At 69.5% G+C, this 15,387-nt stretch carries 15 protein-coding genes; 10 read left to right on the top strand and 5 right to left on the bottom strand.

Going from position 1 to position 15,387, the window contains the following annotated elements:
* The 6 genes from JHD63_RS18520 to JHD63_RS18495 form a co-directional block, all read left to right on the top strand.
* Nucleotides 1-303, top strand: a 303-nt coding sequence (locus tag JHD63_RS18520) for a DUF2147 domain-containing protein (protein ID WP_198972284.1), incomplete at its 5' end; no start/stop codon positions are given.
* 153 nt (nt 304-456) lie between these two features.
* The gene (locus JHD63_RS18515) at nt 457-2,856 is read left to right on the top strand and encodes a 3-hydroxyacyl-CoA dehydrogenase/enoyl-CoA hydratase family protein (protein ID WP_198972283.1); all 2,400 of its coding nucleotides are present in this window, start codon (nt 457-459) and stop codon (nt 2,854-2,856) included.
* Nucleotides 2,857-2,920: 64 nt separating this feature from the next.
* Nucleotides 2,921-3,316 carry a DUF559 domain-containing protein gene (locus JHD63_RS18510; RefSeq protein ID WP_198972282.1) on the top strand — a complete coding sequence of 132 codons (396 nt, stop codon included), beginning with the start codon at nt 2,921-2,923 and terminating at the stop codon, nt 3,314-3,316.
* A gap of 23 nt (nt 3,317-3,339) precedes the next feature.
* Nucleotides 3,340-4,536, top strand: coding sequence for an acetyl-CoA C-acyltransferase (locus JHD63_RS18505; RefSeq protein WP_198972281.1), 1,197 nt, complete (start codon nt 3,340-3,342; stop codon nt 4,534-4,536).
* A gap of 148 nt (nt 4,537-4,684) precedes the next feature.
* Nucleotides 4,685-5,506: an acyl-CoA thioesterase gene (locus JHD63_RS18500; protein WP_198972280.1), complete on the top strand. Its 822-nt coding sequence runs from the start codon at nt 4,685-4,687 to the stop codon at nt 5,504-5,506.
* A 31-nt stretch (nt 5,507-5,537) separates the two neighbouring features.
* Nucleotides 5,538-6,323, top strand: coding sequence for an enoyl-CoA hydratase (locus JHD63_RS18495; protein ID WP_198972279.1), 786 nt, complete (start codon nt 5,538-5,540; stop codon nt 6,321-6,323).
* A 3-nt stretch (nt 6,324-6,326) separates the two neighbouring features.
* On the opposite strand, the gene JHD63_RS18490 is transcribed toward JHD63_RS18495, so the two are convergent.
* The 5 genes from JHD63_RS18490 to JHD63_RS18470 form a co-directional block, all read right to left on the bottom strand.
* Complete coding sequence (locus tag JHD63_RS18490; RefSeq protein WP_198972278.1) at nt 6,327-7,202, bottom strand: peptidoglycan DD-metalloendopeptidase family protein; 876 nt, start codon at nt 7,200-7,202, stop codon at nt 6,327-6,329.
* 9 nt (nt 7,203-7,211) lie between these two features.
* A complete protein-coding gene (locus tag JHD63_RS18485) occupies nt 7,212-7,616 on the bottom strand; it encodes an acyl-CoA thioesterase (RefSeq protein ID WP_198972277.1) in 405 nt (134 codons plus the stop codon).
* The gene (locus JHD63_RS18480; RefSeq protein ID WP_198972276.1) at nt 7,613-8,434 is read right to left on the bottom strand and encodes an IclR family transcriptional regulator; all 822 of its coding nucleotides are present in this window, start codon (nt 8,432-8,434) and stop codon (nt 7,613-7,615) included. The genes JHD63_RS18485 and JHD63_RS18480 overlap by 4 nt, the downstream gene beginning before the upstream one ends.
* A 269-nt stretch (nt 8,435-8,703) precedes the next feature.
* Complete coding sequence (locus tag JHD63_RS18475; protein WP_198972275.1) at nt 8,704-9,663, bottom strand: Bug family tripartite tricarboxylate transporter substrate binding protein; 960 nt, start codon at nt 9,661-9,663, stop codon at nt 8,704-8,706.
* Between the two features lie 79 nt (nt 9,664-9,742).
* Nucleotides 9,743-10,216 (bottom strand): PaaI family thioesterase, encoded by a 474-nt coding sequence (locus tag JHD63_RS18470; RefSeq protein ID WP_233168393.1) that lies wholly within the window; start codon nt 10,214-10,216, stop codon nt 9,743-9,745.
* 147 nt (nt 10,217-10,363) lie between these two features.
* On the opposite strand from JHD63_RS18470, the gene JHD63_RS18465 reads away from it, so the two are divergent.
* The 4 genes from JHD63_RS18465 (at nt 10,364) to JHD63_RS18450 (ending at nt 15,349) form a co-directional block, all read left to right on the top strand.
* The gene (locus JHD63_RS18465; protein WP_198972274.1) at nt 10,364-11,917 is read left to right on the top strand and encodes an acyl-CoA synthetase; all 1,554 of its coding nucleotides are present in this window, start codon (nt 10,364-10,366) and stop codon (nt 11,915-11,917) included.
* 25 nt (nt 11,918-11,942) lie between these two features.
* Complete coding sequence (locus tag JHD63_RS18460) at nt 11,943-13,082, top strand: FAS1-like dehydratase domain-containing protein (RefSeq protein ID WP_198972273.1); 1,140 nt, start codon at nt 11,943-11,945, stop codon at nt 13,080-13,082.
* A 21-nt stretch (nt 13,083-13,103) separates the two neighbouring features.
* Nucleotides 13,104-14,291 carry a CaiB/BaiF CoA transferase family protein gene (locus JHD63_RS18455; RefSeq protein WP_198972272.1) on the top strand — a complete coding sequence of 396 codons (1,188 nt, stop codon included), beginning with the start codon at nt 13,104-13,106 and terminating at the stop codon, nt 14,289-14,291.
* Between the two features lie 83 nt (nt 14,292-14,374).
* The gene (locus JHD63_RS18450; protein ID WP_198972271.1) at nt 14,375-15,349 is read left to right on the top strand and encodes a tripartite tricarboxylate transporter substrate-binding protein; all 975 of its coding nucleotides are present in this window, start codon (nt 14,375-14,377) and stop codon (nt 15,347-15,349) included.
* Nucleotides 15,350-15,387 lie beyond the last annotated feature (38 nt).

Genomic DNA, 15,387 nt, shown 5'->3' with positions numbered 1-15,387 from the left:
GAGCAGGGCGGCGCGCTCAGCGGCCGCGTCGGCAAGCTGCTGCGCCAGGGCGCCGACCCGGCCGAGCGCTGCACCCAATGCACCGACGACCGCAAGGACCAGCCCATGCTGGGACTGGAGATCATCCGCGGCGGCAAGAAGGCCGAGGGCAAGGACCTGTGGGAGGGCGGCAAGATCCTCGACCCCGAGAACGGCAAGGAATACCGCGCCAGCTACACGCCCATCGAGGGCGGCAGGAAGCTCGAAGTGCGCGGCTACCTCGGGCCCTTTTGGCGAACCCAGATCTGGTCCCGCGTCAATTGATGCACACCCCCAGGCTTCGTACTTCGCGTCTTCGCCAACCCCCTTGCAGGGGGCGGCACCAGCGGCCCGGCGAAGCCGGTTCTGCGGTGTCCTGCGAAAGGGCCAGGCTGCGTTTGCGGTGTGGGGCGCTGACAAATTAAAGGAACAAAAGACATGTCCCGATTCCAAGTGAAGAAAGTCGCCGTGCTCGGCGCCGGCGTGATGGGGGCGCAGATCGCGGCGCATCTCGTCAACGTGCGGGTGCCGGTGCTGCTGTTCGATCTGGCGGCCAAGGAAGGCCCCAAGAACGGCATCGTCACCCGCGCCATCGACAACCTCAAGAAGCAGAAGCCCGCGCCGCTGGGCGTTGCCGAGGACGCGGCCCTGATCGAACCGGCCAACTACGACGACGACCTGGCCAGGCTCGCCGAATGCGACCTGGTGATCGAGGCGATCGCCGAGCGCATGGACTGGAAGCTCGACCTCTACAAGAAGATCGCGCCGCACGTGGCGCCGCACGCGATCCTGGCCTCCAACACCTCGGGCCTGTCGATCACCAAACTGAGCGAGGCCGTGCCCGAGGCGCTGCGGCACCGCTTCTGCGGCATCCACTTCTTCAACCCGCCGCGCTACATGTTCCTGGTGGAGCTGATCGCCACGCCCAGCACCGGCGCGCCGGTGCTCGACGACCTGGAGACCTTCGTCACCCGCGTCCTGGGCAAGGGCGTGGTGCGCGCCAAGGACACGCCCAACTTCATCGCCAACCGGGTCGGCATCGCCGGCATGCTGGCGACGATCAAGGAGGTCGAGAAATACGGCCTGACGCCCGACGTGGTGGACGACCTCACCGGCAAGAAGCTCGGCCGCGCCAGCAGCGGCACCTTCCGCACCGCCGACGTGGTGGGCCTGGACACCATGGCCCATGTCATCAGGACGCTGCAGGACAACCTGGACGAGAAGAGCGACCCGTTCTACCCCAACTTCGCCACGCCGCCGGTGCTGGCCAAGCTGCTGGAGCTCAAGCACCTGGGCCAGAAGACCAAGGCCGGCTTCTTCAAGAAGGCGGGCCGCGACATCCTGCGCTTCGACCTGAAGGCCGGCGACTACGTGCCGGCCGGCGCCAAGGCCGACGAGGTCTATGCCCGCATGCTCAAGAAGCCCGCGGCCGAGCGCCTGAAGCTGCTGCGCAACAGCGAAGGCGCGCAGGGCCGATTCCTCTGGGCCATCCTGCGCGACAGCTTCCACTATGCCGCCGTGCACCTGGGTGACATCGCCGAGAGCGCGCGCGACGTGGATCTGGCCATGCGCTGGGGCTTCGGCATGAAGCAGGGCCCGTTCGAACTCTGGCAGGAGGCCGGCTGGCTCGACGTGGCCAGGATGGTGCAGGAGGACATCGACAAGGGTGAGGCCCTGTCCAAGGCGCCGCTGCCCCAGTGGGTGTTCGAGGGCCCGGTCGCCCAGGCCGGCGGCGTGCACACGCCCGAAGGCTCGTGGAGCCCGTCGCTGAACCGCTTCGTGCCGCAGCGCAGGCTGCCGGTGCATGCGCGCCAGCTGTTCCCCGAAAGCGTGCTGGGCGCCAACGCCGCGGAAGCGGGCAAGGCCGGCACCACCATCAGCGACGAAGGCGACGTGCGCCTGTGGACGCTGGACGGCGACGTGCTGATCGCCAGCATCCACTCCAAGATGCACGCCATCAGCCCCGACGTGGCCGAGGCGCTCGCCGCGGCCGTGGACCTGGCCGAGAAGGAGTACCAGGCCCTGGTGATCTGGTCGCCGGACGAGGTGTTCTCGGTCGGTGCCGATCTGCAGGCCATGCTGCCGGCCTTCGTCGTCGCCGGCGTCGATGCCATCGAGGGCGCGGAGCAGGAACTGCAGAACACCATGCTCAGGATCCGCTACGCCGGCGTGCCGGTGGTGGCCGCCGTGCGCGGCATGGCGCTGGGCGGGGGCTGCGAACTGGCGGTGCACGCGTCCCGGCGCGTGGCGGCGATGGAAAGCTACATCGGCCTGGTCGAGGTCGGGGTCGGCCTGGTGCCGGGCGCCGGCGGCCTGACCTACATCGCCCGCCGCGCAGCCGAGAACGCGGCGGCCTCCACCGGCACCGATCTGTTGCCCTTCCTGACCGAAGGCTTCACGGCCGCGGCCATGGCCAAGGTCGGCACCAGCGCGCTGGAATCGAAGAAGCTCGGCTACCTGCTGGACAGCGACATCGTCGTGCCGCACAAGGACGAACTGCTCCACGTGGCGCTGAACGAAGCCCGGGCCATGGCAGAGGCCGGCTGGCGCGCACCGCTGCGCCGGCCCTTCCGCGTGGCGGGCCGCAGCGGCGCGGCCACCATCAAGGGCCAACTGGTCAACATGCGCGACGGCGGCTTCATCAGCGCGCACGACTTCCACATCGCCAGCCTGATCGCCCACGTGGTCTGCGGCGGCGACGTGGACGCCGGCACCCTGGTGAGCGAGGAGTATCTGATGGCGCTGGAGCGCAAGGCCTTCTGCTCGCTGATCGTGCATCCCAAGACGCAGGAGCGGATCATGGGGATGCTGAGTACGGGCAAGCCGGTGCGCAACTGATCCCCGCCCCGCTCCTTCCTCCTCGTGGGGGAAGGCTGGGATGGGGGCCGCAGCAGCCTCAATCATGCAGAACCAAGCCACACCCAAGGCCCGGCTCCATGCCCGCGTACTGCGCCGTGGCATGACGGATTCCGAGCGCAAGCTTTGGCCCGGTCTGCGGGGCGAGCAACTGGGCGTGAAGTTCCGGCGCCAGCATCTCCTGGGCGTTTACGTCGCCGATTTCGCTTGCCTTGCGCCGAAGCTGGTGGTCGGGCTCGACGGTTCGCAGCATGCGGATCGGGCCGCCTATGACGCGCAGCGCGATGCGTTCTTTCACGCGCAGGGCTTCGACGTGCTGCGCTTTGCCCCGAATGACCCGTTCTTGAATTTCGACGGCGTGCTGACGGCCATTGCCCACCGGCTGGCGAAGCTGGCGCCGCTGGCCCCCATCCCTGCCTTCCCCCAAAGGGGGAAGGAGTAAACCCGACAGAGCAGGAGATATCCATGAAACAAGTACAAGACGCCTACATCGTCGCCGCCACCCGCACGCCGATCGGCAAGTCGCACCGCGGCTTCTTCCGCAACACCCGGCCGGACGACCTGCTGGCGACCACGCTCAAGGCCGCGCTGGCGCAGGTGCCGGGGCTGGACCCGGCGGCCATCGAGGACATCGTGTGCGGCTGCGCCATTCCCGAGGCGCAGCAGGGCCTGAACGTGGCGCGCATCGCGGCCGTGCTGGCCGGGCTGCCGACCAGCGTGGGCGGCATCACCGTCAACCGCTTCTGCGCCTCGGGCCTGTCTGCGGTGCAGATGGCGGCCGACCGCATCCGCGTGGGCGAGGCCGAGGTCATGATCGCCGCCGGCGTCGAGAGCATGAGCATGGTGCCCATGATGGGCAACGCGCCTTCGCTCTCGCCCAGCATCTTCGAGCGCGATGGCGACGTGGGCATTGCCTACGGCATGGGGCTGACCGCCGAGAAGGTTGCGCAGCAGTGGAAGGTCTCGCGCGAGGCGCAGGACGCCTTCGCGCTGCAGTCGCACCAGCGCGCGCTGGCGGCGCAGGCGGCTGGTGACTTCACGGCCGAGATCACGCCGATCGAGGTGACCGAGCGCACGCCCGACCTGCAAACCGGCGAGGTCGCCACCAGGACACGCACCGTCAGCCTGGACGAAGGCGCGCGCCCGGACACCAGCCTGGAAGGCCTGGGCAAGCTGCGCACCGTGTTCGCCGCGCGCGGCTCGGTCACGGCGGGCAACAGCTCGCAGACCTCCGACGGCGCGGGCGTGCTGGTGCTGGCCAGCGGCGCGGCGGTGCAGCGCTTCGGCCTGACGCCGCTGGCGCGTTTCGTCAGCTATGCCAGCAAGGGCGTGCCGCCGGCCGTCATGGGCATCGGCCCGATCGAGGCGATCCCGGCGGCGCTGCGCTATGCCGGCCTCCAGCAGGACGACATCGACTGGTTCGAGCTGAACGAGGCCTTTGCCGCGCAGTCCCTGGCCGTGGTCAACACGCTGGGCCTGGACCCGGCCAAGGTCAACCCCATGGGCGGCGCGATTGCGCTGGGCCACCCGCTGGGCGCCACCGGCGCCATCCGCTCGGCCACCGTGGTGCATGCGCTGCGGCGCAAGCAACTCAGGTACGGCATGGTCACGATGTGCGTGGGCATGGGGCAGGGCGCGGCAGGCATTTTCGAGCGGGTGTGACGTTTCGCCCCTGTTTTTGCATGAAAAATGCCTGTAGCCCAGGTAGTTCCTGGGCATTTTGCTATTGTTTTAATAGCGATTGCCGGCCGCGCGCACCGCGTCTCCCACACGACTGCCCGCAGCCCCCGGGCGCGGCACACTGGCCGCCATGAATCCCCATCGCTTCGACGACGCCCTGCGGCTGCAAGCCGTTGCCGAGCACCGCTGGCGCGGCACGCCCAGCGCGGCCTACTGGAACATGGTCGGGCCGTTCGGCGGCAGCACGGCGGCCACGCTGTTGCAGGCCGCGCTGCTGCACCCTGAGCGGCAGGGCGAGCCGCTGGCGCTGACCGTGAACTATGCGGGCGCGCTCACGGCCGCGCCGTTCGAGGTCGAGGCGCGGCCGGTGCGCACCAACCGCTCGACCCAGCACTGGACCCTCACCCAGACCCAGCCGGGCGAGGAGGGCCAGCCGGTGGTCGCCACCACGGCCACGCTCGTCACCGCCGCGCGGCGCGACACCTGGAGCCAGAGCGACACGCCCATGCCCGCCGTGCCCGCGCCGGCCGAGGCGGAGCCGTTCGCCGCGTCTTCGGGCGTGGAATGGCTGCGCCGCTATGAGCTGCGCCCGGTGCGCGGCCCGCTGCCGCGGCGCTGGGACGGGCAGGGCGAGGACAGCCTCTCGCAACTCTGGATGCGCGACGCCGAGCCGCGCGCACTGGACTTCTGCTCGCTCGCGGCCATGGCCGACGTGTTCTTTCCGCGCGTCTGGCTGCGCCGCGCCACCCCGGTGCCGGCGGGCACGGTATCCATCACCACCTACTTCCATGCCGGCGCGGACGAACTGGCGCAGACCGGCACCGGCTATCTGCTGGGCCAGGCGCGCGCGCAGGAGTTCCGCAACGGCTTCTTCGACCAGAACGCGCAGATCTGGAACGAGGCCGGCACGGTGCTGGCCACCAGCCACCAGATCGTCTATTTCAAGCAATAGACTCCCGCGATTCGCCCCCCTAGGAGACCCCATGAGCGACATCCTGATCCACTTCGAAGCCGGCGTGACCACGCTGACCTTCAATCGCCCGGACAAGAAGAATTCCATCACCGGCGCCATGTACACCGCGCTGGCCGACGCGCTGCTGGCGGCCGACGCCGACGCCGCCGTGCGCGTGCTGGTGCTGCAGGGCGACCCCACCGTCTTCAGCGCGGGCAATGACGTGGGCGACTTCCTGGCGGCGGCCGGCGGCGCGGCGCAGAGCGCGGCCGGCAGCATCGCATCGCCGGCCTTTCGCTTCCTGCACACCATTGCCGGCTTTTCCAAGCCGCTGGTGGCCGCGGTCTGCGGGCCGGCCGTGGGCATCGGCACCACCATGCTGATGCACTGCGACCTGGTCTATGCCGGGGACAACGCCGCGTTCTCGCTGCCCTTCGTCAACCTGGGCGTGTGCGCCGAAGGCGGCTCCAGCCTGCTGCTGCCGCAGATGTTCGGCTACCACCGCGCGGCCGAGGCGCTGCTGCTGGGCGAGCCCTTCTTCGCCGAGGCGGCGCTGGAAGTCGGCCTGGTCAACCGCGTGGTGCCGCCGACCGAGGCCAATGCCTTCGCCCAGGCGCAGGCCAGGAAGCTCGCGGCCAAGCCGCTGTCCTCGCTGGTGGAAACCAAGCGCCTCATGAAGAAGGGCCAGGCCGCCCTGCTGGCGCAGCAGATGGATGAGGAAGGCGCGATCTTCGGCCGCATGCTGCGCGAGCCGGCCGCCAAGGAAGCCTTCAGCGCCTTCATGGAGAAGCGCCGGCCGGACTTTTCCTCGCTGTGACGCTCAAGCACCCATGAACAGCGCCGGGTCCACCATGGCCCGGTTGAGCATCACCGACCAGTGCAGGTGCGGCCCGGTCACGCGGCCGGTGGCGCCGACGGCGCAGAAGCGGTCGCCGGGCTGCAATGCGTCGCCGGGCTTCACGTCGATGGCGCTCAGGTGGCAGAACATGGTCAGCAGCCCGCCGCCATGGTCCAGCCACACCGTGTTGCCGTTGAAGAAGTAGTCGCCGGTGTCGATCACCCGGCCCGCCAGCGGCGCATGCACCGGCGTGCCGGTGGGCGCGGCGATGTCCATGCCGCTGTGCGGATTGCGCGCCTGGCCGTTGAACACGCGGCGCAGCCCGAAGGAGCTGGAGCGCCGGCCCGGCACCGGCACCCGCATGCGCAGGAACTGCGGCAAGGGCTCGGTGAAGGTCGCCATGACCGACGCCAGATGCGCGCGCTCGCGTTCATAGCGCGCCTGGTTCGCGGGCGAGAGGTCGACCGTGCCGGGCGCCACCTGCAGCCGCTGCTCCACGTAGCGCTTGGGCGCGATGCGGTAGGCCACCCGGCGCGGCGGGCCGCCCCGTGTGTCCGCCACCGTGATCTCTGCCTCGCCCGGCCGCGCCGCCAGCGGGATGCCGACCAGCGCCGTCCATTCGATCGCGTCGCCCAGCACCAGCACCGGCGCATCGCCGCTCCGCGCCACCGGCCGCGTTGCGGCGGGGCCGAGCGAGAGCCGGGCCACGCCTCCGGGCACCGGCGCATGGGGCGGCCAGCCGTCGTCGGGCGCGGCGCCGGCACGGGCCTGCGCATGGGGCGCCAGCAGCCAGCCGGCCGCGCCCAGCACGGTCGTGCGGCGGCGTTCTTCGAAAGAGGAGAGGGGTCCGTGCAGCACGCCGCCAGTTTACGGGGCGCGAGCGACCGGCACCGGCGCGCCCTGTTCGTCGATGGCGACGTAGGTCATGACCGCCTCGGTCACCTGCGTGGCGCTGCCGTTGCTGCCGCGTCGCTCGGTCAGGGCCCGCACGCGCACGCTGACGGAGGTGGAGCCCACGCGCAGCAGCTTCGCGTAGAACGACACCAGATCGCCGGTCTTCACCGGCTGGGTGAAGGCGAGCTTCTCGATGCCCACCAGCACCACCCGCGCGCGCGTGATGCGCATCGGCAGCACGCTGCCGGCGGAGTCGAGTTTGGAGAGCATCCAGCTGCCCGCCACCTGGTCGCCCAGGTGCGTGTCGGCGGGCATGGGGATCACGCGCAGCACCAGTTCCTGCGCCTCTGCTGCGTCTGCGGTGGGGGTGTTTGTCATCGGATCGATGGCAGCAGGGCCGATAGGCCGTCTGCTTCTTTCTTCATGGCCTTGGCCAGTTCGGTGCCGGCACTGCCGGACAGTTTTTCGGACAGCCCGGTGGCCACCAGCGTATGGCTCACCCGCTGCGCGGCATCGAGCACCGGCACGGCGATCACGGTCACCCCGCTCATGTAGTTGCCCCGGTCGATGCTGTAGCCCCGCTTGCGCGCCAGCTCGACCTCGCGCTTCCAGGTGGCCAGCTCGATCGGCTTGTCCCAGCGCAGGGCCTTGAAGCGCTTCTCGATCCGGGGCCAGGGTTCGTCGCTGAAGGCCGCCACCAGCCGGCCGGTGGCGCTGACCAGCGCGGGGAAGCGGCTGCCCACGTCCACGTGCAGGCGGAACGGCGCGCGCGAGCGCGACAGGGCCAGCACCACCATGTGCTCCGCGTCGGGCGTCTGCACTCCGATCATGGTCACGTTCCAGTCGTGCGCCAGCGCATCGAGCATCGGCTGGACCAGGTTGGCGAAGCTGCTGCTCTCGATCGCGCTGCGTGCCAGGCTCAGCATGCCGGTGCCCAGCGAGTAGCGCTTGGTGTCGCCGTCGATGCGTACCAGTTCCTCGGCCACCAGCGCGCGCAGGATGTGCAGGCAGGTGCTGGGCACCAGCTCCAGCGCATCGGCAATCGCCTTCACGCCCATCGGCTGCGGCGAGCGGCCCAGCAGCCGCAGGATGGCAATGGCGCGCGTGACGCCCGGCACCGGCCGCACGCGGACCGGCTTCTTGTTCGTCGCCCCCTTGATCGGGGCTGTCGCGGTGGGGGCAGGGCTGGGCTTCATGGCGCTCGCGTGGGTCTTGCGCAAGCTTATCCCAGATGGCGCGCGCTCCACGAGGCCGCGCCAGGGGCTGCCCACCCCGGCAGGGGCGTCCATGTCAGTCACGCATGGCGCTCACGCGCCACCCGCAGCAAATGAAGCCCAAGGGCACAAAAGGCCGCGCGGCAGTCCATGCGCTGACATCCGCGGAACCGGCTCCGCCGGGCCGCAGGATGTGCCCTTTTCAGGGGTTGGGCGAAGACGCGAGGCGCGCAGCCTGGAGGTGATCCACATCATTCCGCCTTGAGCCCGGCCGCCTTGATGATCGGCTCCCACTTCCTGCGCTCGCCCTGCGCGAAGTCGGCCAGTTGCTGCCGCGTGCCGCCCGCGGGGTCGAAGCCGTATTCCAGCAGCTGCTGCCGGGTTTCCGGCCGGGCGAGGACCTTGTTGACGGCGGCGTTCAGCGTGTCCAGGACGGCCGCCGGCGTGCCGCGCGGTGCATACAGCGCATTCCAGGCCACCACCTCGAAGCCCGGATAGCCCTGCTCCGCCACCGGCCGGACGCCCGGCACCAGTCCGCTCGGCGCCGCGGACGTGACCGCGATGGCCCGCACGTGGCCTGCGCCGATCTGCGGTCGCAGGGCCGTGGGCGTGTCGATCAGCAGCGGCAACTGGCCGCCCAGCACGTCGGTCATTGCCGTGCCCGAGCCCTTGTACGGCACCGGGAAGAGCCCCAGCCCGGTGCGCTCCTTCAGCAGCTCCACGACCAGGCGCGCCGTCGTGCTCGGCGTGGCAATGTCGGACGAGCGCGCATTGCCCTTGACCGCGCTCACCAGGTCATCGACCGAGCGCAGGGAGGAACTGGCGTTGACCACCAGCACCATCGGGAAAGTGCCGACCAGCGCGATCGGCTCGAAGTCCCGCTCCGGCCGCACGCGCACGCCGGAATAGAGAAACGCGTTGACCGCATGCGTGGCGTTGGTGCCCATGGTCAGCGTGTAGCCGTCCGCGGGCGCGTCGGCCGCGATCTCGGTCCCCAGGTTGCCGCCGGCTCCCGGCCGGTTGTCGATGAAGATGGGCTGGCCCAGATCCTTGGCCAGCAGGTTGGCGAGGTAGCGGGTTGCGATGTCGGTACCCTGGCCCGCCGGATAGGCCACGATGATGCGAATCGGCTTGGCCGGGTAGGCCTGCGCCATCGCGCAGAGCGACGCGAGCGCCAGTGCGCAGCCTGCGAGAAACTTCCATGGTTTCATTCCTTGTCTCCTGTTGAAGGCGTTGATCGCCAGGCCCGGGGTGGCTTCGGGCTCAGTATGGAAGTCGTGCTTTTCATTGTCAAATACGACAATAAGTTGTATTAGTACAAAAGCAGGATGCGCAAATCTCCTGGCGCCGGATCTTCATGAGGGCCTGCGCCGCCAGCACCTGCCGCTCGCCCGCGCGCAGGCTGCCGCGCAGGAAGACCAGGTTCGCGCTGCGTCGCGGCACCCGGCCGCGCGCCTCGATCAGTTCGCCGGCCCGCGCCGGCGACAGGAAGTGCGTGTCGAGCTGCAGTGTCATGCAGGGCCTGCGCTCTGCCGCCTCCCATGCGATGGTGCTCAGCGCGTGGTCCATCAGGCTGGCGAGCAGCCCGCCGCGCACCAGGCCCGCGGGGTTCAGGTGCTGCGCGGCCGCCGGCACGCCATGGGCCCAGTCCTCGCCTTCTCTCCTGGCCCAGAGCGGGCCCGCCAGCGCCATGAAGGCGCCCGTCGAGCGCGAGGGCTTCCACCCGCCTTCGCGCGGGTCTGCCGGGGGGGGCAGGTCCGTCATGGGGCGCCTCCTTCATGACTGTGCGGATAGTTCGGATTCCGGGAATCCGTCTTTTCCATTTATTGTCTATGTACAAAAAGAAGTTGCATTTGACAAAAATAAAGTGCAACCCGCATAGTGGCGCCATCCCAAGACTCCCTCAAGCAGATGAAAAAACTGACCGACTACACCCTGTTCGCCGACGCGCAGAAACACTGCACCCCGGAGCGGCTCTGGGATCTGTTCGACGGCGACCGCGCGTCCTTCAACATTGCGCACGAGTGCGTCGACCGGCATGCCGCGGGCGACAAGATCGCCGTCGTCGTGGCGCATGCCGATGGCAGCGAAGAGGTGATCAGCTTCAGGAACCTGTCGCGCATGTCCAGCCGCTTCGCCCATCTGCTGGCGGCCCGCGGCATCCGGCGCGGGGACCGCGTGGCGGTGATGCTGGAGCCCTCGCTGGCCTTCTACGCCGCCATCTTCGGCGCGATCAAGGCGGGCGCCATCGTGGTGCCCCTGTTCACCCTGTTCGGGCCGGACGGCATCCGCCTGCGGGTCGAGGACTGCAGGCCGAAGATCCTGATCACCAATGCGGAGAAGGCGCAGGTCTCGGCGGGCACCGACGGGGTCGAGGTCCTCATCGCGGACGAAGGTCTTGCCGCGGCACTGAGCGCCTTCCCCGACCGCTACCAAGTCAGCACCGCGGCCGACGACGACGCGATCTTCCAGTACACCTCCGGCACCACGCGCGAGCTGCCCGCGGCCGTGCGGCACAAGCAGCGTGCCCTGGTAACGCTGATGCTTGCCGCGCTGTACGGCACCGGCATAAGGCCGGGCGACCGCTTCTTCTGTCCGTCCTCACCGGCCTGGGGCCACGGGCTGTGGCACGGCACGCTGGCGCCGCTGGCGCTGGGCGTGACCATCGGCGCCTATTCGGGCAGGTTCGATGCCGCGCGCCTGCTCAAGGCATTGCAGCGCGGCCGCTTCAACAACATCTCGGCGGCGGCGACGCACTTCCGCATGATGCGCAACTGCGGCGCCGCGGACCAATACAGGTACTACCTGGAGAAGCTCTCCTACACCGGAGAGCCGATGGACGGCGAGACCGAGGACTTCGTGAAGAAGACCTTCGGCTGCCCGGTGTGCAGCATGTACGGCACGACCGAGATCGGCGTGATCCTGGTGAACTACCCCGGCGCCCAGGACTTTCAGGTCCGGCACGGCTCGCTCGGCAAGCCGATCCCCGGCGGGCGCGTGGAGGTGCAGGACCCCGAGGGCAGGCCATGCCCACCCGGCGTGGTGGGCGAGCTCAAGCTCTGGCGCGGCGGCGCCTGGGTGGCGACCAAGGACCTCGGGCGGGTCGACGGCGACGGCTACTTCTATCACGCAGGCCGTGCCGACGACGTGATCATTTCCGCGGGCTGGACCATGAGCGCGGTCGAGATCGAAGACGCGGTGCTCAAGCACCCCGACGTGCAGGAGGCCGCCGCCATCGGCGTGGCGGACGCGCTGCGCGGCCAGGTGGTGAAGGCCTTCGTCGTCGCCCGGCGCGAGGGCAGCGAGGCCTTCACCCGGGAGATCCAGGAACTGGTGCGCAGCCGCCTGAGCCAGCACGAATACCCGCGCCACGTGGTCTTCGTCGCCGACCTGCCCAAGACGCCGGCCGGCAAGGTGCACCGAAAGCTGCTGCGCGACCGCGAGCAGCCCACCGCCAACGCATGAACCCTACCCCAGCAAGGAGACGACGATGTCCGCAGTAGCCGAGAGAACCTTTCCCAAGATCACTGAACGCGGCCTCGATGAGCTGCGCGAGCGCATCGGCCAGAAGATCGAGAACACGCAGGAGCCCTGGTGCTACGAGGCCACGCGCGACAACATCCGCCACTATGCGCACGGCATCGGTGACGACAACCCGCTGTGGTGCGACCCGGCCTACGCCGCCAGGACGCGGCATGGCGGCATCCTGGCGCTGCCGAGCTTCCTGTTTTCCACCAGCCGCATCGTGTCCGGCTACGTCGGCGGCCTGCCGGGCGTGCATGCCATGTGGTCCGGCTCCGACTGGACCTGGCACAAGAACGTCCACCGCAATGACGAGATCCGCACCGAGGCCTACCTGAAGGAACTGGTCGAGCACCAGACCCGCTTCGCCGGCCGTGCCGTGCAGCAGATCTACCATGTCGACTTCTACAACCAGAAGGGCGACAAGGTGGCCGAGGCCGACAGCTGGTGCTTCCGCACCGAGCGCGACCATGCGCGCGAGCAGGGAACCAAGTACCAGGAGGTGCGCGCCCGCACGCCGCGGCGCTACGCGCCCGAGGAGATCGCCGAGGCCTGCAAGCTCTACCGCCACGAGCAAGTGCGTGGCGCCACGCCGCGCTATTGGCAGGACGTGGCCGAGGGCGAGGAACTGCCCGTCATGTTCAAGGGGCCGATGACGGTCACCGGCTTCATCGCCTATGCGCAGGGCTGGGGCGGCCTGTACATCCGCGCCAACAAGCTGGCGTGGAAGCTGATAGACGCGCACCCGGGCGTGGGCATCACCAACCGCTTCGGCATTCCCGACGTGCCCGAGCGCGTGCACTGGGAAGAAGACTTCGCGCTGGAGGTGGGCGCGCCCGGGGCCTACGACTACGGCCCGGAGCGCACCTCGTGGCTCACGCACCACCTCACCAACTGGATGGGCGACGACGGCTTTCTGCGCCAGGCGAACTGCAAGATCCGCCGCCACAACCCCGAGGGTGACATGCTGTTCATCAAGGGGCGGGTCAAGCGCAAGTACGTCGAGGACGGCTGGCACCTGGTCGAGATCGAGCAGGAGGCCCGCAACCAGGATGACGAGCTGTCGGTAGTCGGTTCCGGCGTGGTCGAACTGCCGAGCCGGCAGTAGCGCGGGGCGTGAGGCACCGCCATGCAGGGAGCGCTCGCCGGCATTCGGGTGGTGGACCTGTCGCGGATCCTGGCGGGACCGATGTGCACGCAGATCCTCGCGGACCATGGCGCCACCGTGCTCAAGGTCGAGCCGCCCACGGGCGACGACACGCGCACGCTGGGCCCGCCCTTCGACGCAAAGGGCGACGCCGCCTACTTCAATGCGATCAACCGCGGCAAGCAGTGCATCAGCCTCGACCTCGCGCAGGCCGCCGGCCGCGGGGTACTGGAGCGCCTGCTGGCGGACGCCGACGTGCTGGTCGAGAACTTCCTGCCAGGCACCCTGGAGAAGTGGGACATCGGCTACGACGGGTGGATCAAGGAGCGCTTTCCCCGCCTCATCCACTGCAGCATCAGCGGCTTCGGCGCCGACGGCCCGCTGGCCGGGCTGCCCGGCTACGACGCGGTGCTGCAGGCCATGTGCGGACTCATGAGCGTCAATGGCGATGCGGCCAGCGGGCCGACGCGCATCGGCGTGCCCATCGTCGACCACCTGAGCGCCTACACCGCGCTCACCGGCATCCTGCTGGCGCTGCACAGCCGGCATGCATCCGGCCGGGGACAGCACGTGGAGGTGACGCTGTTCGACGCGGCGCTGAGCCTGCTGGTGCCGCATGCCGCCAACTACTTCGAATCGGGCCAGGTGCCAGGACTGCTGGGCAGCGCCCACCCCAACATCGCACCCTATGACCGCTTCCGGTGCCAGGACGGCGAGATCTTCCTGGGCATCATGAACCGCGCGCAGTTCGGCCGCTTCTGCGCCGTGGTGGAGCAGCCCGGCTTGGCTGCCGACGAGCGATTCCTGGACAACGCGCTGCGCATCGCGCACAGGGATGCGCTCAAGTGCGAGATCGAGCGCGCGATCGGCCGCTGGCCGCGCCAGGCCCTGTGCGACGCGCTCATGCGCGCGGGCGTTCCTGCCGGGCCGGTCAACTCCGTGGCGGAAGCCTTTGCGCAGCCGCACGCCCGGCACCGCCAGATGCTGGTGCGGCGCGAAGGTTACCGCGGCGTGGGGCTGCCGGTCCGTTTGCGCGGCACGCCCGGAGCGCCCGGCGACAACCCGCGCAGCTTCAACGCCGACGCGGCGACCGTGCTGCGCAGCATCGGCTATTGCGCAGCAGACATCAGCGGCCTCATCGCCGCCAGGGCAGTGCCTGCGGCCGATTGAGCCCCCGGTGCGTTCTTTGTACATGACCGCAAGAAATGAACATCGCACTACAGTGCGTCTTTTGTCTTGCACAAGGAGCGCACATGAAATGGACCAGACGGCAGGCCGTGGCGGCAATGGCGGCAATGGCGGCATGGGCGGCGGCGCATGCGCAGGGGCCGGCAGATATCGAGGGCGGCGTCCTGCGCATCGTGGTGCCCTATCCGCCGGGCGGCGGCACCGACCGCGCGGCGCGCCTGCTGGCCAACGCGCTGCAGCCGCTGCTGGGCGTCTCGGTGGTGGTGGAGAACCGCGTCGGCGCCGGCGGCCGGCTGGCGGTGCAGCAGGTGCACCGCGAGCCCGCCTCGCGCAATGTGCTGCTGCTGGCCAACCCGGCCCCGATGCTCGTCTCGCCCCTGCTGGTCAAGGAAGAGGGCTACGACGTCGAGCGCGACTACCGCCCCTTGTCGGAGATCACCCGCTATGCCTTCGGCGTGGCCGTGGGCCCTGCGGTCCCGGTGCGCGAGTTCGGCCCGCTGCGCGGCTGGATGCAGGCCAACCAGGACAAGATCACCGTCGGCGTACCGGCCACCGGCAGCCTGCCGCACTTCTTTGCGCTGATGCTGGCCCAGCAGCTGAAGATCGACATGCCCGTGGCCGGCTACCGCGGCTCGGCCCCGCTGGCCAATGACCTAATGGGCGGCCACGTGCCGATCGCGGTGGACACCATCGACGCGCTGGAGCCGCTGCACAAATCCGGCAAGCTGCGCATCCTGGCCAACTCGGCGGACCGGCGCAGCGCCACGCTGCCGGACGTGCCGACCTTCCAGGAGGTCGGCCTCAAGCTCTCGGCAGTCGGCTGGAACGTGCTCTACGCGCCCGCCTCCATGCCGGCCGAACGCATCCGCCGCATCGGCGACGCGGTGCACCGCGCCATGGCCGAGCCCGACACCCGCGCGCGCTTCGCCAGCGCCGAACTCGACGCCATCGGCAGCACGCCGGAGCAGACCGCGAAGATGCTGGAGGCCTACCGCGCGCAGTGGACGCCGGTGATCCGGGCTTCGGGCATCAAGCTCTAAGCAAGAGCCATTTCAAGGTCTTTGAGATACCCCTGGGC

Source organism: Xylophilus sp. ASV27, assembly GCF_016428875.1.
In the GTDB taxonomy this organism is placed as follows: domain Bacteria; phylum Pseudomonadota; class Gammaproteobacteria; order Burkholderiales; family Burkholderiaceae_C; genus Xylophilus.
This window is presented reverse-complemented; position numbering and strand designations above follow the sequence as displayed.